13 protein-coding genes are annotated in these 16,283 nt (G+C 50.5%); 10 read left to right on the forward strand and 3 right to left on the reverse strand.

Features of this window, described 5'->3' with window-relative positions:
* Positions 1-540 precede the first annotated feature (540 nt).
* The 5 genes from ACI1P2_RS12285 to ACI1P2_RS12305 all read left to right on the forward strand — a co-directional run bounded on the left by ACI1P2_RS12285 (position 541) and on the right by ACI1P2_RS12305 (position 7,267).
* Entirely contained in the window at positions 541-1,848 is a 1,308-nt protein-coding gene (locus tag ACI1P2_RS12285) for a nucleotide sugar dehydrogenase (RefSeq protein WP_355320136.1), read from the forward strand.
* 226 nt (positions 1,849-2,074) lie between these two features.
* Positions 2,075-3,607 carry a CgeB family protein gene (locus tag ACI1P2_RS12290; RefSeq protein ID WP_408976214.1) on the forward strand — a complete coding sequence of 511 codons (1,533 nt, stop codon included), beginning with the start codon at positions 2,075-2,077 and terminating at the stop codon, positions 3,605-3,607.
* Positions 3,608-3,644: 37 nt separating this feature from the next.
* Positions 3,645-5,477: a glycosyltransferase family 4 protein gene (locus ACI1P2_RS12295; protein ID WP_355320142.1), complete on the forward strand. Its 1,833-nt coding sequence runs from the start codon at positions 3,645-3,647 to the stop codon at positions 5,475-5,477.
* Between the two features lie 28 nt (positions 5,478-5,505).
* Positions 5,506-6,285, forward strand: a complete 780-nt coding sequence (locus ACI1P2_RS12300; protein ID WP_355320144.1) for a hypothetical protein — start codon at positions 5,506-5,508, stop codon at positions 6,283-6,285.
* A gap of 13 nt (positions 6,286-6,298) precedes the next feature.
* Complete coding sequence (locus tag ACI1P2_RS12305; RefSeq protein ID WP_355320146.1) at positions 6,299-7,267, forward strand: polysaccharide deacetylase family protein; 969 nt, start codon at positions 6,299-6,301, stop codon at positions 7,265-7,267.
* 144 nt (positions 7,268-7,411) lie between these two features.
* On the opposite strand, the gene ACI1P2_RS12310 is transcribed toward ACI1P2_RS12305, so the two are convergent.
* Complete coding sequence (locus ACI1P2_RS12310; RefSeq protein ID WP_355320148.1) at positions 7,412-7,753, reverse strand: hypothetical protein; 342 nt, start codon at positions 7,751-7,753, stop codon at positions 7,412-7,414.
* A gap of 263 nt (positions 7,754-8,016) precedes the next feature.
* Between ACI1P2_RS12310 and ACI1P2_RS12315 the strand changes: the two genes are divergently transcribed.
* Complete coding sequence (locus ACI1P2_RS12315) at positions 8,017-10,986, forward strand: serine-rich family protein (RefSeq protein ID WP_355320149.1); 2,970 nt, start codon at positions 8,017-8,019, stop codon at positions 10,984-10,986.
* A 455-nt stretch (positions 10,987-11,441) separates the two neighbouring features.
* Here ACI1P2_RS12315 and ACI1P2_RS12320 read toward each other — a convergent pair whose 3' ends face one another.
* Positions 11,442-11,717 (reverse strand): hypothetical protein, encoded by a 276-nt coding sequence (locus tag ACI1P2_RS12320; protein WP_355320150.1) that lies wholly within the window; start codon positions 11,715-11,717, stop codon positions 11,442-11,444.
* A 637-nt stretch (positions 11,718-12,354) separates the two neighbouring features.
* Here ACI1P2_RS12320 and ACI1P2_RS12325 point away from each other — a divergent pair.
* From ACI1P2_RS12325 to ACI1P2_RS12340, 4 genes are all read left to right on the forward strand, one after another.
* A complete protein-coding gene (locus ACI1P2_RS12325; protein ID WP_355320151.1) occupies positions 12,355-12,987 on the forward strand; it encodes a DUF1796 family putative cysteine peptidase in 633 nt (210 codons plus the stop codon).
* 67 nt (positions 12,988-13,054) lie between these two features.
* Positions 13,055-14,059, forward strand: coding sequence for a polysaccharide biosynthesis protein (locus ACI1P2_RS12330; protein WP_355320152.1), 1,005 nt, complete (start codon positions 13,055-13,057; stop codon positions 14,057-14,059).
* On the forward strand, positions 14,056-15,315 hold the full coding sequence (locus ACI1P2_RS12335) for a glycosyltransferase family 4 protein (protein WP_355320153.1): 1,260 nt from the start codon (positions 14,056-14,058) through the stop codon (positions 15,313-15,315). The genes ACI1P2_RS12330 and ACI1P2_RS12335 overlap by 4 nt, the downstream gene beginning before the upstream one ends.
* Positions 15,284-15,955: a hypothetical protein gene (locus ACI1P2_RS12340; RefSeq protein ID WP_355320154.1), complete on the forward strand. Its 672-nt coding sequence runs from the start codon at positions 15,284-15,286 to the stop codon at positions 15,953-15,955. The genes ACI1P2_RS12335 and ACI1P2_RS12340 overlap by 32 nt, the downstream gene beginning before the upstream one ends.
* 89 nt (positions 15,956-16,044) lie before the next feature.
* Here the strand turns inward: ACI1P2_RS12340 and ACI1P2_RS12345 are convergent, their stop codons facing one another.
* Positions 16,045-16,251 (reverse strand): DUF1657 domain-containing protein, encoded by a 207-nt coding sequence (locus tag ACI1P2_RS12345; RefSeq protein WP_355320155.1) that lies wholly within the window; start codon positions 16,249-16,251, stop codon positions 16,045-16,047.
* Positions 16,252-16,283: the final 32 nt, after the last annotated feature.

A 16,283-nucleotide genomic window follows, 5' to 3' on the forward strand; every position in this document is an offset into this window, starting at 1 on the left:
CAATCCCGAGAATACCCTACTTTTTTATGATCCGACTAGATCACAAATATTGGTACACAAACAATTTTACACCGTCTCCGTTAAATTAAATGATAGTAATAGGACCTTCCTTGATGTTTCTATTGGGAACACATTGGAACTACAAAGTATAGTTGCACAAGATTCAGATGATAATAAGGTATTTGAATATACTTACTGAGGCTATGTCCTAAAGCCCTATCTGTCAATAATTCAGTGCCTTTTGTCAAGTTTGACGCTTTGAACATAAAAAGACGAAAAATGAAACAAACCGACAACTGAAATCAGACAGTTATCGGTTTGTTTTTGATATGTTATAAATTTATAGCATTCGGGTTTACCAACGCACACCTCCTTCGAGTTCTACATCTACCTCCTTCCTTTAAAATTCCAACCAAAGTACTTGCGAGTCCCATGAACAGGGCTCATGCCTTTTTTTTTATATTTCTGAGCTATATGCCGTTACCACGTAAAAAACTGGTTCATAATCTATTTCGAAATACCCAAGAACGGAGGGATGAGATGAAGCTATGTGTTTTAGGATTGGGTTATATCGGGTTGCCAACTGCCGTTATATTTGCCAATTCCGGAATACATGTGCATGGAGTCGATGTGAATTCAACTGTCATCAATATGATTCGGTCAAAACAAATTCAGTTGCACGAACTCGGCTTAACAAAGGCCCTGGAGGATGCGATCGACTCCGGAGGTTTTACCGTTTCGATGCAGCCGCAGGAAGCGGACGCCTTTATTATAGCCGTTCCGACGCCTGTTGGCCCCGATAAAACGGCTGATTTGTCGCAAGTTGTTAAGGCCGCTGAAATGCTTGTCCCCATTCTGAAGGCAGGAGATCTGGTTGTTCTCGAATCTACGGTGCCCCCTGGAACGGTGGAATCGGTACTGCTCCCTGTGCTCCAACAAACGAATCTGGTGCTCGGCGAACATTTGTTTGTTTGCTACTCTCCCGAGCGTGTGATGCCGGGCAGGCTGTTTTACGAACTGAAGCATAATGACCGGATTATCGGGGGAATAACCCCGCTTTCTGCTCAATACTGCGCGGAATTGTACGAACGGATTGTAGAGGGGAGCATCCATATTACCGATACTACCACCGCCGAAATGGTCAAATTGATGGAGAATACGTATCGTGACGTCAATATCGCATTGGCGAATGAACTGGCGCGAATTGCGGAAGAGATTGGCTTTAACGTGTGGGAAGCGATCCGATTGGCCAACTCGCATCCAAGAGTTCATATTCATTCACCCGGTCCTGGTGTCGGGGGGCACTGTATCGCTGTTGATCCATGGTTTATTTTCGAAAAAGCCCCTAAGGCAACCCAATTAATCAAGCTGTCACGGATAACGAACGACAATGTTCCCTTGTTGGTCTCAAATCGGATCCGCGAAATGACAAGTGATATCGATAAGCCTGTCATCACCCTGCTTGGCGTTGCATTTAAAGGAGATATTGACGACATCAGAGAGAGTCCCTCCCTTGTAGTAATCAACGAGCTTCGCAAACACGGTTATCAGCTTAAAATTTACGATCCCTATGTTAGCCAGCCCATGACGGATAAGGTGCCCACGTTGCATGAAGCCGTGACGGGATCCGATTGTATCGCCCTGCTTACCGACCATACCCTATTCAAAGATATGGATTTTGACCTGATCGGAAGTCTGATGCGTTCACGGAGGATCATCGATACCCGAAATCTGGTGGATCATAACCAGCTTAGGCTTTCGGGATTCTTATGCGAAAAAATAGGCACACCGCTTGCGCGTGCAACGATTCCGCACAACCGTGTGAGAGAAGGTGAGTCTATTCGCTAAAACTGAACAGAGAGCGGAATGGAGACAACTGCGGGCAATGATCAAGGACAGGATTAGAAGTCTCAAGCCGTATAGGTTAAGCAGAGGCGGGCGGACCGACATTCGTGTGGCCTGTATCATGGATGCGTTCAGCTATGTTTGTTTCAAATACGAATGTACGTTGATCCATCTGAATACCTCAACCTGGAGGCGACAAATTCAACGTTCTAAACCGGATTTGCTGTTGGTGGAATCCGCCTGGCAGGGGTTTGACGGTTCGTGGCGGAACCAGCTTTGCGATATCGGCGGAAAGCCGGACGCGGTGATACGGAGAATCATCAGGTTTTGCAGAAAAAACAGAATACCCACCGTGTTTTGGAACAAGGAAGATTCTCCTAATTATAAGCGCTTCATCTCTACCGCCAGATTATTCGATTACGTATTTACTACCGACGCAAACTGTATTAAGCGGTATTTACGAGATCTGGGTCACGACCGGGTCGGCGTGCTTCCTTTTGCCGCACAGCCCGCGGTCCATAATCCCGTTGCTTCCAGCTATCGTTCAAAGGATGACGTGGCCTTTGCAGGATCCTGGTATCGTACCAAATATCCCCATAGGGTAAAGGACATGTCGTTGATTCTGGGTCCGGCCCGGAGCTTTAACCTGCATATCTATGATCGCAAACGCCATTACAGATTCAACAATCTTTATAAATTTCCAATAAAATATCGGCCTTATATCGTCGGTTCACTGCCCTATGAGGAGATGGTAGAGGCATATAAGCTGTATAAGGTATTTTTAAACGTAAACTCGGTGAAAGACAGCCCGACGATGTTTTCGAGAAGAGTGTTCGAAATCCTTGCCGCTGGAACGAATGTAGTCAGCACATACTCCCTCGGAATCGAAAAGATGTTCTCCGGAATTGTGCCGATCGCGGGATCGGCCGACGAGGCGAATGCTCTCTTACACAATCTGCTTCATAACGCTCATTATAGCGAGCGGCTCAGTTTGCTGGGGCTGCGGGAAGTACATTTGAAGCATTTGTACAGACACAGGTTCGATCAAATCCTTAGAACTCTCGGGATCGCAACATCAGGACCTGAGGGAGTGGCAGTCATCGCCTGTCAAGATCAATGTGGATGTCTGGATGGGCTGCTCAAGAGTTTTCATGACCAGGCCTGGGAGCATAAGGAACTGATCCTTTTGTTTGATAAGAACAGTGTATCCGAAGAGCAAATAAAGGATCTGCAATCCAAGCTGAACGTATCACTGCTTCTGTTTCCCGAGGAGACCCCTTTTGATGAGCGCCTCGGTGTTGCTGTCCGCCATACCGGTTGCAGTTTCGTCGCTCTGATGAATGGAACGGACTATTATGCCGCACATTTCCTGACCGACCTGATGCATGCCTTTCAATATACGGATGCCTCCATCGTCGGCAAGCGGGCCAGCTATATGTACCTGGAATCCCGGCAGCAACTGATGCTCGTTTCCCCGGATCAAGAGAACCGGTATGTCGACCGGCTAAGCGGGGAAGCCATGATCGTGAAAAAGGAGATTTTATCCGAAATTTCGCCGCGCGGCAGTACGACGGAAGACTTTAAACATTTTTTTTCGGAATGCCGGAGCAGAGGCCTGAAAATATTCGCTGCGGATAAATTCAACTACATCCGTATGGTTAAGGAATGTAGCGAGTCTTCCTTATCCGGAGACGAAACGGATCCCGAAACGGCTGCAGATGTGGCCTGCGGCGGCGATCACCTGGCATATGCCACAGTATAGGCAGATGCTGACGATAGGATGTGAGAAAACAATCGGGATGACTGAACATGAAAAACAACCGTCTGACCCGGGAATAAGGCTGAGTGATGATCCCGGAATCGCTCCAGATGAATGGAACGCGAGCAAATTACTTGAAATTGCATCTGTTATGGGTGAAGCTGCCGAAGCCAGAAGGCAGTCCATGTGGAGGGGTGTCAGCCACTCTCTCTTGAGCTCCGGCTCCCCTCTTCCCATCACCCCTGAAACGGATAAGCTGTTAACTGAGCTATTCTCCAGAAAACATGCTTGGGCATGCCTGCGCATGCGCTGGCTGGCTGAACGGGGCGAGCTGGAGGAGGTACAGCGGAAATTGCGTGATTTTGCGGGTCCTCAAAAGGTGAAAATCCTTCTTTATCTGGCGAAAGTCTGCTATCAATCCAATGATTTTCTTACTGCATTGAACTATGCGAGGAAAGCTTATCGTATCGACGCCAATAATATGCATGTGTACAGACGGCTTGCGAGCATCCATCATCGGCTCGGTAATATTACGAAGCGGCTGGTTTTTCTGAAGGGGGTTCAGAAACGGTCTGGCCGTTTCTATGGAAATGAACTGGAAATGGCGCGTGACGAAATCCGGCATTTGCACAAACCATGGGAATTGGATGACGATTTGTGCCCAATCGTTCATGGTTCTGCGGTTGTCCATGTATGGAACAAATCCTTCCCCGCAATCAATGGTTATACCGTGAGAAGTGCGGAAATTATTAAGCACCAGAAGGAAATGGGACTGGAGGTCGTCGGTGTTACCAAGCTGGGCTGGCCACCGGCCGACCATGTCGATTCAGTCCGTTCCTGCCTTAACGGGATTGACATGTATCGTCTGTACGATGCGAGCCATACCGAGCTGAACAAGGCGCCCATGAGCCAATACTTCCGGTTATACGCCCTTCAATTCGCCAAATTACTGGAGCGGCTGAAGCCGGGCATTATTCATGCGGCATCGAATTTTCAAAACGCTCTTCCCCCGCTTATGGTCGCCTGCAAGCTCGGTATCCGGTCCGTTTATGAAGTGAGAGGCATGTGGCATTATACCCAGTCTTTTAAAACGAAAGGGTTTGAGCAATCGGAACGGTTCCGCCTGCACGAAGCTGGTGAATTGGAGTGCTGCCGGCTTGCGGATCGGGTCGTTGTCATCAGCGATGCTTTAAGGAAGCATCTGATTGATCTGGGCATCCCTGCGAAAAAAATAACCGTTGTTTACAATGGAGTAAATGTCAACCATTTTCAACCGCAGCCTCCTTGTCCCGAGCTGCAGCAGACCTATGGCCTCGCGGGAAAATTCGTTATCGGATTTGTCGGAAGCCTGGAGAAATACGAGGGGCTGGACTATTTGCTGCACGCCCTGGCTATTCTACAAAAGCAGCGAAGCGATATAAAGCTACTTATTGCCGGAGACGGCCCTGCCTTGCCCGATCTGCAAAGGCTGTCAGTGACGCTTGGTTTGCAAAAAGAAGTCTCATTTGTTGGTGCGCTGCCTCATGAACAGGTAAAAAGGTTCTACTCGGTCATGGATATCCTGCCTTTTCCGCGCACGCGTGCAAAGGTATGCGAACTGGTGACACCGCTGAAACCGTACGAAGCGATGGCGATGGGGAAAACCGTACTGGTCAGCGACATACCGGCCTTACGAGAGATCGTGTCGGACGGTTACACCGGACTGATGTTTCAACCGGAGGATGCTGCGTCGCTAGCCGAGGCGATAACCCGTGCCGGGCAACAATCCCACTTGGGGGGAAATGCAAGGGAATGGGTCGTACAGGAAAGGGATTGGCGGAACCTTTTGCGCGGTTATATCGACGTCTACAACGAATTGAATCAACGGAAATAAGCTATCAACGAAAAAGGAGAGAGTTTTTTTGGGAATATCGGGTATCGATTCGAGTTTGCCCGTCGTAATCGTAAGTTATCGACCTGAAAATCATAGCTGTGACGCACAGGAAAATCGTGAAGACTATATCGCCGATTATTTATACGACTACGTAGGACGCGGCCAACCGATAGAAGACCCTGCCGGTTGGCTGGACCTGAGAAATCAAACCTACGAAAGCTTCATTATAAAAACAAAACGCACATACAAGAGCACAAGGTCGGCGGAGTATGCAGCCCGCAAGTCGTTAAATAAGGGGTTCTATATAAAACCCTTTGTGAGAAGGCTGTTTACTCCTGATATCATCTCGATCACTCATTCCAAGGAAATCCGAAGCGGAGGCCCGAGGAGCGGGTTTCTTCTGGAAACGTTGGAGGATATCGGGGGGCCGCCGCAGCAATATTATCACTTGCGGATGCCGGATTGTCCATTTCATTACTCCATTTTTTGGGGAGCTTTTATGGATGCGCCGGGTCACACACAGGGAGAAGTAGTGACGAACGAACGTCTTGTCGGATTTATCCATTTGCGGCGGACGGGTAACGTCGCCTTATATACGCAAATACTGGGACACGGCGATTATTTGGTGGAGGGGATTATGTTCCATCTCCATTTGCATATCGTGAAATGGATCTTGGACGAGAGCAATCCGTACGGTCAAGGATTGGAGCATTTGGTATATGGCCGTTACCATGACGGCGGGGAAGGCCGGATTACATGGCGGAAAAAAACGGGTTTCGAACCTGCTTATCTTGTGCATCCCGGTTGAAGGGAGAATATGAATGAAAAAAACAGACCAAACGGAGAAAAAGCTTACGGTATTTATTACAATTGATACGGAAGACGCATATTTCAATCCCCCCCGGCTGATCACCGGGGAGGGATTGCCGGAGCAGCCGGGGATCGGAAAAATAATGGATATCATGGAACATTACCGGGTGAAGGGAAATTTTTTTCTGGATGTATACGATGTTAATTACGATTCTGCCCTGCTTCAAAAAATTGCCCGGAACATCCATCTCAGGGGCCATGAAGTAGAACTGCATACCCATCCGTCCGGAAGTCTGCCGTTCTACAGCAAGCCGATCTATCATTACCCGCTGCGGGAGCAAATTAAAATTTTGGAATACGGAAAACAGTTCATCGCCGAGCATACGGGATCCTATCCGATTGCGCATAGAGGAGGATCTTATGCAATTAACGAAAACACGCTTTACGCTTTATCCGAGGTCGGCATACCAATCGATTCCTCGGTCTTTTATCAGCACCCCAATAATCATCTGGAACAAATCCCGACCGCGAATAAAACAATTTCCTATTATAACACCATCGAAATTCCGGTCACCCACGTCAAAATTATATCGAAAACCGGGGAACGCCTGAAATCCAAATTCGATCTGGACTGGTTATCTTATGATGAATTGGTAAATGTCATCCAATTAGCGAAAGCCCACGGGCTCAGAAAGATGACCCTTTTTTTGCACAGTTTCTCATTGATCAACAAGAAAACCAAGCCTGCCGGTGCTGCTGAGGATCCCGCTGCTCTGTTCAGGGATAAATCATCGGGTGGAACGGTGTATTGTGAAATCTACGGAACGGATAATCCTGATATTTCTTCCTTCGAGAAGCTGCTTCACTACATGACGAGCGATCCCGAAATTGAAGTGACCACGTTTAAAGATTGGTACGCAAAACATAAGAACGAACCACCGGGTGAAGATTATATACCGGTCATCGACAGACTTTTATAATTGTAACAAGATGACATCCCCCCTCCTAAAGCCAGACGCTTTTAAGGAGGGGGGATTCTCGTCTTCACGGATAAAGAAAGGGCTACCCTTAAACAGAATGATCTGCTTTTAGGACAGCCCCGTAATCCGGTCGGTCAAGAGACTTTATTTAAGTTGTAATACTACAGAAGCTGGATTCTTGTTGTTTCTCGATACTTTAATACCTGAACCGCCCTTGGTTTGCGAAATTTCAAAAACAATCTTCCCGTCCACTTTCGACACGTCTATTCTATAGACTTTCTGTGATCCGGGCTCCAGGGTATCCTTCAGTGTAAGCTGGTCATCAACATATACGGGTAATGATTCTTTTTCCGACGAATTTTTATCGTATGCATTGAGGTTGAATTGACGACTAAATTTTTCGTTACTGTTTCTAATCTCCACATACAGGCTATCGCTATCTTTCTTCGCAGGAAGCGTACAGCGCGAGATGTTTGTTTGTGACATACAATCCTCCTCAACCTTATAATTTTTTACTCATTTCTGAGGGAATTAATAGCGTTAAGGATAGCTCTGCGATTATCATTTCCACCTTGCAGCAACCCATTCAGTGTATTATTCAGGGTGGAGATCAGGCCATCTATTTTGTTTGGATCCTGGTTTCCTTTTAAGGCCTCCAATATAGCAAGTGTAGATATAGTCATAGCGATATATCCACTGCTATTATCACTGATATTGATCACGGTATTATTGCCGTTTGTAAAGGTATTGTGCCCGGAGTCAGCTTTCGCGTCGGCGTCGGCGTCGGCATCCGCATCCGCGTCAGCATCCGCATCCGCGTCAGCGTCGGCGTCAGCATCCGCGTCGGCATCGGCTTTCGCATCCGCATCAGCCCTCGCATCGGCATCGGCTGTCGCATCTGCGTCGGCGTCAGCGTCAGCTCTCGCATCCGCATCGGCATCAGCTGTCGCATCCGCATCCGCATCGGCGTCAGCGTCAGCATCCGCGTCAGCGTCAGCATCGGCGTCAGCATCAGCGTCAGCGTCAGCATCAGCGTCGGCGTCGGCGTCGGCGTCGGCGTCAGCATCAGCGTCGGCTTTTGCGTCAGCATCAGCATCCGCATCGGCGTCAGCATCAGCGTCGGCATCCGCATCAGCGTCGGCGTCAGCATCCGCGTCGGCATCAGCGTCGGCGTCCGCATCAGCGTCAGCATCCGCATCGGCGTCGGCATCCGCGTCAGCGTCGGCATCCGCATCGGCATCGGCGTCGGCATCGGCTTTCGCGTCAGCATCGGCATCTGCATCTGCATCAGCGTCAGCATCCGCATCAGCATCTGCATCCGCGTCAGCGTCGGCATCAGCGTCAGCATCCGCGTCGGCGTCGGCATCGGCATCGGCATCGGCGTCGGCATCGGCATCAGCGTCAGCATCCGCGTCGGCATCGGCTTTCGCGTCAGCATCAGCATCAGCGTCAGCATCAGCATTCGCATCGGCATCTGCATCGGCATCAGCGTCAGCGTCAGCGTCGGCATCGGCTTTCGCGTCAGCATCTGCGTCGGCATCCGCATCTGCGTCGGCATCGGCATCCGCGTCAGCATCGGCGTCGGCGTCAGCGTCAGCATCCGCATCAGCATCCGCATCGGCGTCAGCATCGGCGTCGGCATCGGCTTTCGCGTCAGCATCGGCGTCGGCGTCAGCGTCAGCATCCGCATCTGCATCCGCATCGGCGTCAGCATCGGCGTCGGCATCCGCATCTGCATCTGCGTCGGCATCCGCATCGGCGTCGGCATCGGCTTTCGCGTCAGCATCGGCGTCGGCGTCAGCGTCAGCATCTGCATCTGCATCCGCATCGGCGTCGGCATCCGCGTCAGCGTCAGCATCCGCGTCGGCGTCAGCGTCAGCATCCGCGTCAGCATCCGCGTCGGCATCGGCGTCGGCGTCGGCTTTCGCGTCAGCATCGGCGTCGGCGTCAGCATCTGCATCCGCGTCCGCATCGGCGTCAGCGTCAGCGTCGGCATCCGCGTCGGCGTCGGCGTCGGCATCGGCTTTCGCGTCAGCATCGGCGTCAGCGTCAGCATCGGCGTCAGCGTCAGCGTCAGCGTCGGCATCCGCGTCGGCATCCGCGTCGGCGTCAGCATCGGCATCGGCGTCAGCATCGGCATCCGCGTCCGCATCGGCGTCAGCGTCAGCGTCGGCATCCGCGTCGGCGTCGGCGTCGGCATCGGCTTTCGCGTCAGCATCGGCGTCAGCGTCAGCATCGGCGTCAGCGTCGGCATCCGCGTCAGCATCCGCGTCAGCATCGGCTTTCGCGTCAGCGTCAGCGTCAGCGTCAGCGTCAGCGTCAGCGTCGGCATCCGCGTCGGCATCCGCGTCGGCGTCAGCATCGGCATCCGCGTCAGCATCGGCGTCAGCGTCAGCATCCGCATCGGCGTCGGCATCCGCGTCAGCATCTGCGTCGGCATCCGCGTCGGCGTCGGCTTTCGCGTCAGCATCGGCGTCGGCGTCAGCATCCGCGTCCGCTCTCGCATCGGCTTTCGCATCCGCGTCAGCATCTGCATCCGCGTCAGCATCTGCATCTGCGTCAGCGTCGGCGTCAGCATCCGCGTCGGCGTCAGCATCCGCATCGGCTTTCGCATCGGCATCCGCATCCGCGTCGGCGTCGGCGTCGGCATCCGCGTCAGCTGTCGCGTCCGCATCGGCTGTCGCATCCGCATCCGCTGTCGCGTCCGCATCGGCTGTCGCATCGGCATCCGCATCCGCGTCGGCGTCGGCGTCGGCATCCGCGTCAGCTGTCGCGTCCGCATCAGCTGTCGCATCTGCATCGGCTGTCGCATCTGCATCTGCATCTGCATCGGCGTCGGCATCCGCTTTCGCGTCGGCGTCGGCATCCGCATCCGCGTCGGCGTCAGCATCCGCGTCGGCGTCAGCATCCGCGTCGGCTTTCGCATCTGCATCGGCTGTCGCGTCCGCATCAGCTGTCGCGTCCGCATCAGCTGTCGCATCTGCATCGGCTGTCGCATCCGCATCCGCTGTCGCATCTGCATCTGCATCGGCGTCGGCATCCGCTTTCGCGTCAGCGTCAGCGTCCGCATCCGCGTCGGCGTCAGCATCCGCATCCGCATCCGCGTCGGCATCCGCATCCGCATCCGCGTCAGCTGTCGCGTCCGCATCAGCTGTCGCATCTGCATCGGCTGTCGCATCCGCATCCGCTGTCGCATCTGCATCCGCTGTCGCATCTGCATCTGCATCGGCGTCGGCATCCGCTTTCGCGTCAGCGTCAGCGTCCGCATCCGCGTCGGCGTCAGCATCCGCATCCGCATCCGCGTCGGCATCCGCGTCAGCATCCGCGTCAGCTGTCGCGTCCGCATCAGCTGTCGCGTCCGCATCGGCTGTCGCATCCGCATCCGCTGTCGCATCTGCATCAGCTGTCGCGTCAGCGTCCGCATCCGCTTTCGCGTCGGCGTCGGCATCCGCGTCGGCGTCCGCATCCGCATCCGCATCGGCGTCGGCATCCGCATCCGCGTCGGCATCCGCGTCAGCGTCCGCATCCGCATCGGCGTCGGCATCCGCATCCGCATCAGCGTCGGCATCCGCGTCAGCGTCCGCATCCGCGTCAGCGTCCGCATCCGCTTTCGCATCAGCGTCGGCATCCGCGTCGGCATCGGCTGTCACATCGACGTCGGCATCCGCATCGGCTGTCGCATCTGCATCAGCTGTTGCTGTCGCGTCTGCATCAGCTGACGCGTCTGCATTAGCTGTCGCATTCGCAGTGGGATCCTCTCCTGCCACCTTTTTTTCATCTCCATAACTGTTTAATGAAACATCCTTATCCAATTTGTTTCTATAATCCTCATTTTTATCCACTATTTTTTTGCCTCCTTTCTATTACAGAATCATTATATTAAGCGGTTCCTCTGCTAGTTCAGGGCGAAGTCATCAATGTATAGTGCAATTTGTTAGGCTATGGTGGAATTCATGATTAATTAAGGGTTTCGAGACCTGGGCATTTTTGCGGATTTATCCATCGTGCACCTCTAAGGCACTTAAAACGAGAGTAAGAATGCAGTTCCTAACAGAAGATTAGTTCTAATTGTTTAACCAAAGGGAACCAGGAAACAATAAATAAGATGGCCCCTAATGAATTCAGGAACCATCTCTTCCATAGATCATTTCCTTTTCAGCTGTTGCACTTCATATTAAGATTCGTCTTTGTCGGCATCGTTGTCAACAGCGTCTGCATCGGTTACTTCCTCTGCTACCTCTGTGTCCTCTGCATTTGCATCAGCATCACGATCTTGCTTCTTTAATGAAGCCTCTTCATCACGTTGTTGCCTTTTAAGCACAGCCTCTTCGTCACGTTCTTGTTTCTTAGCCAGTGCCTCCTCGTCACGTTCTTGTTTCTTAACCAAAGCCTCTTCGTCACGTTGTTGTTTCTCATCCAGTGTTTGTTCGTTGTTTTGTTCATCACTCATAACAATTTCACTCCTTTTTTATTCAATCTGCCTCATTATATGTTAGGAATAGAAAATTTGAGACCGGGAACGACGATTATTCAGTTCGATTTTTTTTAGGTTAAACTATGTAGACCCGTATGGTTACACAGAGTGCGCGGCGACCGGTTTTTCGAACTTCCTGAACTGAAACCGTACGTCAGCAATTCCTAAGCAACAAGCCTATCCGGAATATGAGGCCCCTGTACGCTTCCGGTTCTTCATAAGCATACAGGGGAAATTCATTCAGAAACTAACCCCCGCCCATTCTTATCGTTCCATGATAGATAACTAGTACAAGGATACTTAATTTTTCATAGGATACAAAAAAATTAAAAGGAGAGTGAACACGAAAGCTACAGTATCGGAGGAGCCGGGTTTATAGGTTTCTATCTCTTAAAGGCTCTATTGGACCGTGGTGATCTGGTTGCCATATTGGACAATATGTCCTGATATCACCCATACACCTGCGAGATTGGTGATATCCGGCACAGCTGCCTATGGAACGGAAAAAACGAAGATGACACTGCAATGGCAGCCGTGGACTGATCTGTCTGCCGGTTTGTTTGACACGCATGTTGGTCAAGCGGCCGGACACTGACTAAAGGGGATATCTGAAATGAAACTGGAAGGAATCAAAGGCGCGTACGATGCTATTTTCAGTTTGGGTGATCTTTGTCTGGCCTCCATTCAATTGAGGCAGAACAAACTTAGACCGTTCGCGGGCGTAATCGACTGGATGGGATCATACTCGTTATCCGATGTCAATCGTCTGTTGAGGTACCGCTTTTATGATTTTATGGATCAATCACATTTGCGTATTCTCGGGTATGCGGGCGACAACCTGGCCGTGTCCGAGGATGCCTACCATATTTTGTCCAGTCATGATTTTGACATTGCCAGAAATTCGCTGACCGAATTGAAGACTTATCCGGAAGTGAAAGCCAAATTAGAACGACGAATTCAGCGTTTTCTTGACAAATGCGCCACCTGCCAGCGAGTTCTTTTTGTCCGGACGGAAGCGGATATGGAGGATGCGGAAGAACTTCAGGACGTGCTGTCGGAACTGGTAACCAACAATTTTCAGGTGCTTGTTGTTAATCATACAGGGCATACGGGCATCGTGGATGAGGGCTGGACTTTGGAAAAAGTATGCGCAGTTCAATTCCCGCAGGAAGATAAGTGGTTAGGAAACAACCATTTATGGACACAGCTGCTCCAAGGTGTACATTATAGCGAGAATTTGAAATAAAACACCTATGGGCTTTAATCGAAACAAAATGCGCGGGTAGTGCTATTTTCCTTAAGGAGGAAGAAGAATGTTCGAAAATTCAGTCATCCTGGTGACCGGAGGAACCGGCTCATGGGGACGGGAACTCGTCACCCAGCTGCTACCCCATAATCCGAAAAAAATCATTATTTATTCACGAAATGAATCCAGCCAGGTGAAAATGGAGCGGGAGTTAAAGGAGCCGAGATTAAGCTTTTGCATTGGTGACATCCGCGATCAGGAAGCATTGATTGCCGCATGCAGGGGTGTGGATTACGTGTTCCATTTAGCTGCGCTTAAGCATGTCAATATATGTGAAGAACAGCCCGTCGAAGCTTTGAAAACAAACATTATCGGCACACAGAACGTAATTGATGCGGCGGCTGTAAACGGTGTGAAGAAAGTTGTTAATATTTCCACCGACAAGGCGGCCGATCCCGTCAACTTTTACGGCATGACCAAAGCTATTGCTGAGAAGCTGATGATCTACGCGAATACCATCCATACCGGGACCCGGTTTGTGAGCGTTAGAGGAGGCAACATTCTCGGTTCCAGCGGCAGTGTGCTGCAGCTGTTTATTAATCAATTAAAGGAAACAGGACAGATCGAAATTACGGACAGGGAAATGGTCCGTTTCTTTATGACCACGCAGTCGGCGACAGAACTGGTCTTAACGGCGGCAAAGGAAGGAAAAGGCGGGGAAATATTCGTTCTGATGATGGATGCGTGCAAGATCATGGATTTAGCCGAAGTATTGATAGAAGCTTACGGGATTAAAGACGCGAAGATCGTGCACATCGGGACGAGACCGGGAGAAAAATTGGCCGAAATCCTTCTCTCCGAATATGAAAGCCGTCATGCCGTTATCTACAACAATCGTTACTTTGTCGTGCTGCCGGAAATTGAAATTCCGGGATTAAGAAACACCTATGCCTCTTATCCTTCTGAACATATAAAGAAATATGTTTCTGCGGCAAACCTGATGTCCAAACAGGAAATCCGGCAAAAGCTTGAGGATGGAGGCTTTATATCGGCAAGGGAGATGAATTCATGAAAATCCTGTTAGCAACGTACTGGCATGTTCCCCATCTGGGGGGCGTATGGTCCTATATGGAGCAGTTAAAAGAACGGCTCGAATTTTTGGGCCATGAGGTAGATCTTCTCGGTTATGGTGATGAAGAAGGCACTTTTGTGCATATCGTCAACAAGAATAAAAAGCTTTACAGCAATAAAGTTCTTCCCCTCCTGCATGCTATGCTGAATAAATCGGCTTATCCTGAAATTCATATCAATCATCTTGTAAAATATACCGAGTTTCGCCGTTATGTATATGAGCTGTCTGTCGCTTATCTGGGATTGCACTCGTACGACGTTATTCATACGCAGGATGTTCTATCGACAGCAAGCATCAACCGCATTAGACCACAGAAGACAGCCCAGGTTGCCACCCTCCATGGATGCGTTGCCCACGAAATCAGACTGCAGCTTAAAACGATTCATAAGTCTCCTACCTCTCAAATAGCACGGGAATATTATGACCAGCTCGAGCATCTCGGAGCCACCTCGGCAGAACGTACGATTGTTGCGAACCAATGGCTGAAACGTACTTTGACAGATGAATTTCAGGTTCCCAAAAAGAAGCTCGATGTGCTGCATTACGGCTTTGACACCGCTGCATTTCTTGAGAAAATGGATCGGGAATCAAAGGTGCTGCGCCCGAAAGATAAAAAAGTCATCATTTTCTCCGGACGCCTGGTGGAATTAAAAGGGGTCCAGGATCTGATTGAGGCGCTTCACCAGTTAAAGAAAAAACGTACAGATTGGGAGTGCTGGATCGTAGGTGAAGGAGATAAAATGACCGAGCTGCGTTTCCAGGCCAAATACTTGAAGCTAAGCAATGACATTGTATTCATGGGCAAACGGGATGATGTTCCCGGCCTGCTCAAGCAAGCGGATATTTACGTCATTCCGAGCATTATAGAGAATCAGCCTTTATCCCTGATCGAAGCACAGCTCGCGGGCAAAGCTATAATTGCCAGTGATGTAGGGGGACTTCCCGAAATGGTGAAGCATAACGCAACAGGGTTATTAATACCTCCCAAAAATCCCACAGAGCTGTCCAAAATGCTGGAGAAGCTGTTGAAAGACAATTCTCTTCGTAAACGGCTGGGTTCCCAGGCCAGACTATGGGCAATGTCTCACTGGTCCTTGGATAAAATGACAGACATGGTGATGAACGTATATCACAGTGCAATTGCCGAAAGGAGCTCCCATACCTATGAACCTGCGCAACCATTGGGCACGATTTAAAGAAACATGCGTGCAGGTATCCAAGCGTCTGCAGTGGTGGAAAAAAGACGAACAGCCGGAGGCGCCTGATCCGCCCGTACAGACTTACGAACCTGTGCAGCAGCCGGAGGCATCTGTACCGCCTGAGCAGACCTACGAACCTGTGCAGCAGCCGGAGGTATCTGTACCGCCCGTGCAGACCTACGAACCTGTGCAGCAGCCGGAGGCATCTGTACCGCCCGTGCAGACCTACGAACCTGTGCAGCAGCCGGAGGCATTTGTACCGCCCGTGCAGACCTACGAACCTGTGCAGCAGCCGGAACCGACCGCGATACCGGTGCAGACCTATGAGCCAGTTAAACAGCCGGAAGCACCTGTGACATCGGTACAGATAACTCAGCCTGTCAAGCACTCGGTCCCGCCGGTTCAATCTTCGGATGCTCCATTCATCGATTTCGACGACTGGAAAATTATTGTGAATAGACTACCTGAGAAGTACATGCTTCCGGATCCTGATATAAATGTCGTCATAAGACCGATGACAGCGAATCATTACAGTGATTTGTTCTCTGTCAAGTCAAGGGATACCGAATTAATTGTTGATCACCAGGTATGGAAGCAGATCAAAGAGGCTTTGCCTAATGATTATAAAATTCGGTAAGTGTAAAACGATGAGGTGTCCCTAAAACAATCGTTCTATTGGGGACACCTCTACCTTTTGTTGCACGCAAGGACAATCCGTAATGTTTTTTAAAAGCCTTTATATTGAGGCTCTTCATTCTCCAACTGCTGGACTCTTTGCTCCACCTGTTGAAGCACCTGCTGCGTTTGCTGAGCCGCATTTGTGAACAGAGTTTTCGCTTCCTGGTTTTGCGTCGACAGAGCAAACTGTTCCAAGCTTGCCTGTGCGCTTTTTAACGAAGCTACACAAGTTTTTACGTCAGAAGCTACGGTCACCGGATTCACCTCCCTCATTCTTCAGGTTGTGC

The organism is Paenibacillus jiangxiensis (genome assembly GCF_046098255.1).
GTDB lineage: Bacteria > Bacillota > Bacilli > Paenibacillales > Paenibacillaceae > Paenibacillus > Paenibacillus jiagnxiensis.

Excerpts from the sequence above, each read along its gene's own strand:
- ACI1P2_RS12285 (WP_355320136.1), top strand. The coding sequence starts at position 541 with ATGAAGCTATGTGTTTTAGGATTGGGTTATATCGGGTTGCCAACTGCC.
- ACI1P2_RS12295 (WP_355320142.1), top strand. The coding sequence starts at position 3,645 with ATGACTGAACATGAAAAACAACCGTCTGACCCGGGAATAAGGCTGAGT.
- ACI1P2_RS12305 (WP_355320146.1), top strand. The coding sequence starts at position 6,299 with ATGAAAAAAACAGACCAAACGGAGAAAAAGCTTACGGTATTTATTACA.
- ACI1P2_RS12310 (WP_355320148.1), bottom strand. The coding sequence starts at position 7,753 with ATGTCACAAACAAACATCTCGCGCTGTACGCTTCCTGCGAAGAAAGAT.
- ACI1P2_RS12320 (WP_355320150.1), bottom strand. The coding sequence starts at position 11,717 with ATGAGTGATGAACAAAACAACGAACAAACACTGGATGAGAAACAACAA.
- ACI1P2_RS12325 (WP_355320151.1), top strand. The coding sequence starts at position 12,355 with ATGAAACTGGAAGGAATCAAAGGCGCGTACGATGCTATTTTCAGTTTG.
- ACI1P2_RS12330 (WP_355320152.1), top strand. The coding sequence starts at position 13,055 with ATGTTCGAAAATTCAGTCATCCTGGTGACCGGAGGAACCGGCTCATGG.
- ACI1P2_RS12335 (WP_355320153.1), top strand. The coding sequence starts at position 14,056 with ATGAAAATCCTGTTAGCAACGTACTGGCATGTTCCCCATCTGGGGGGC.
- ACI1P2_RS12340 (WP_355320154.1), top strand. The coding sequence starts at position 15,284 with ATGAACCTGCGCAACCATTGGGCACGATTTAAAGAAACATGCGTGCAG.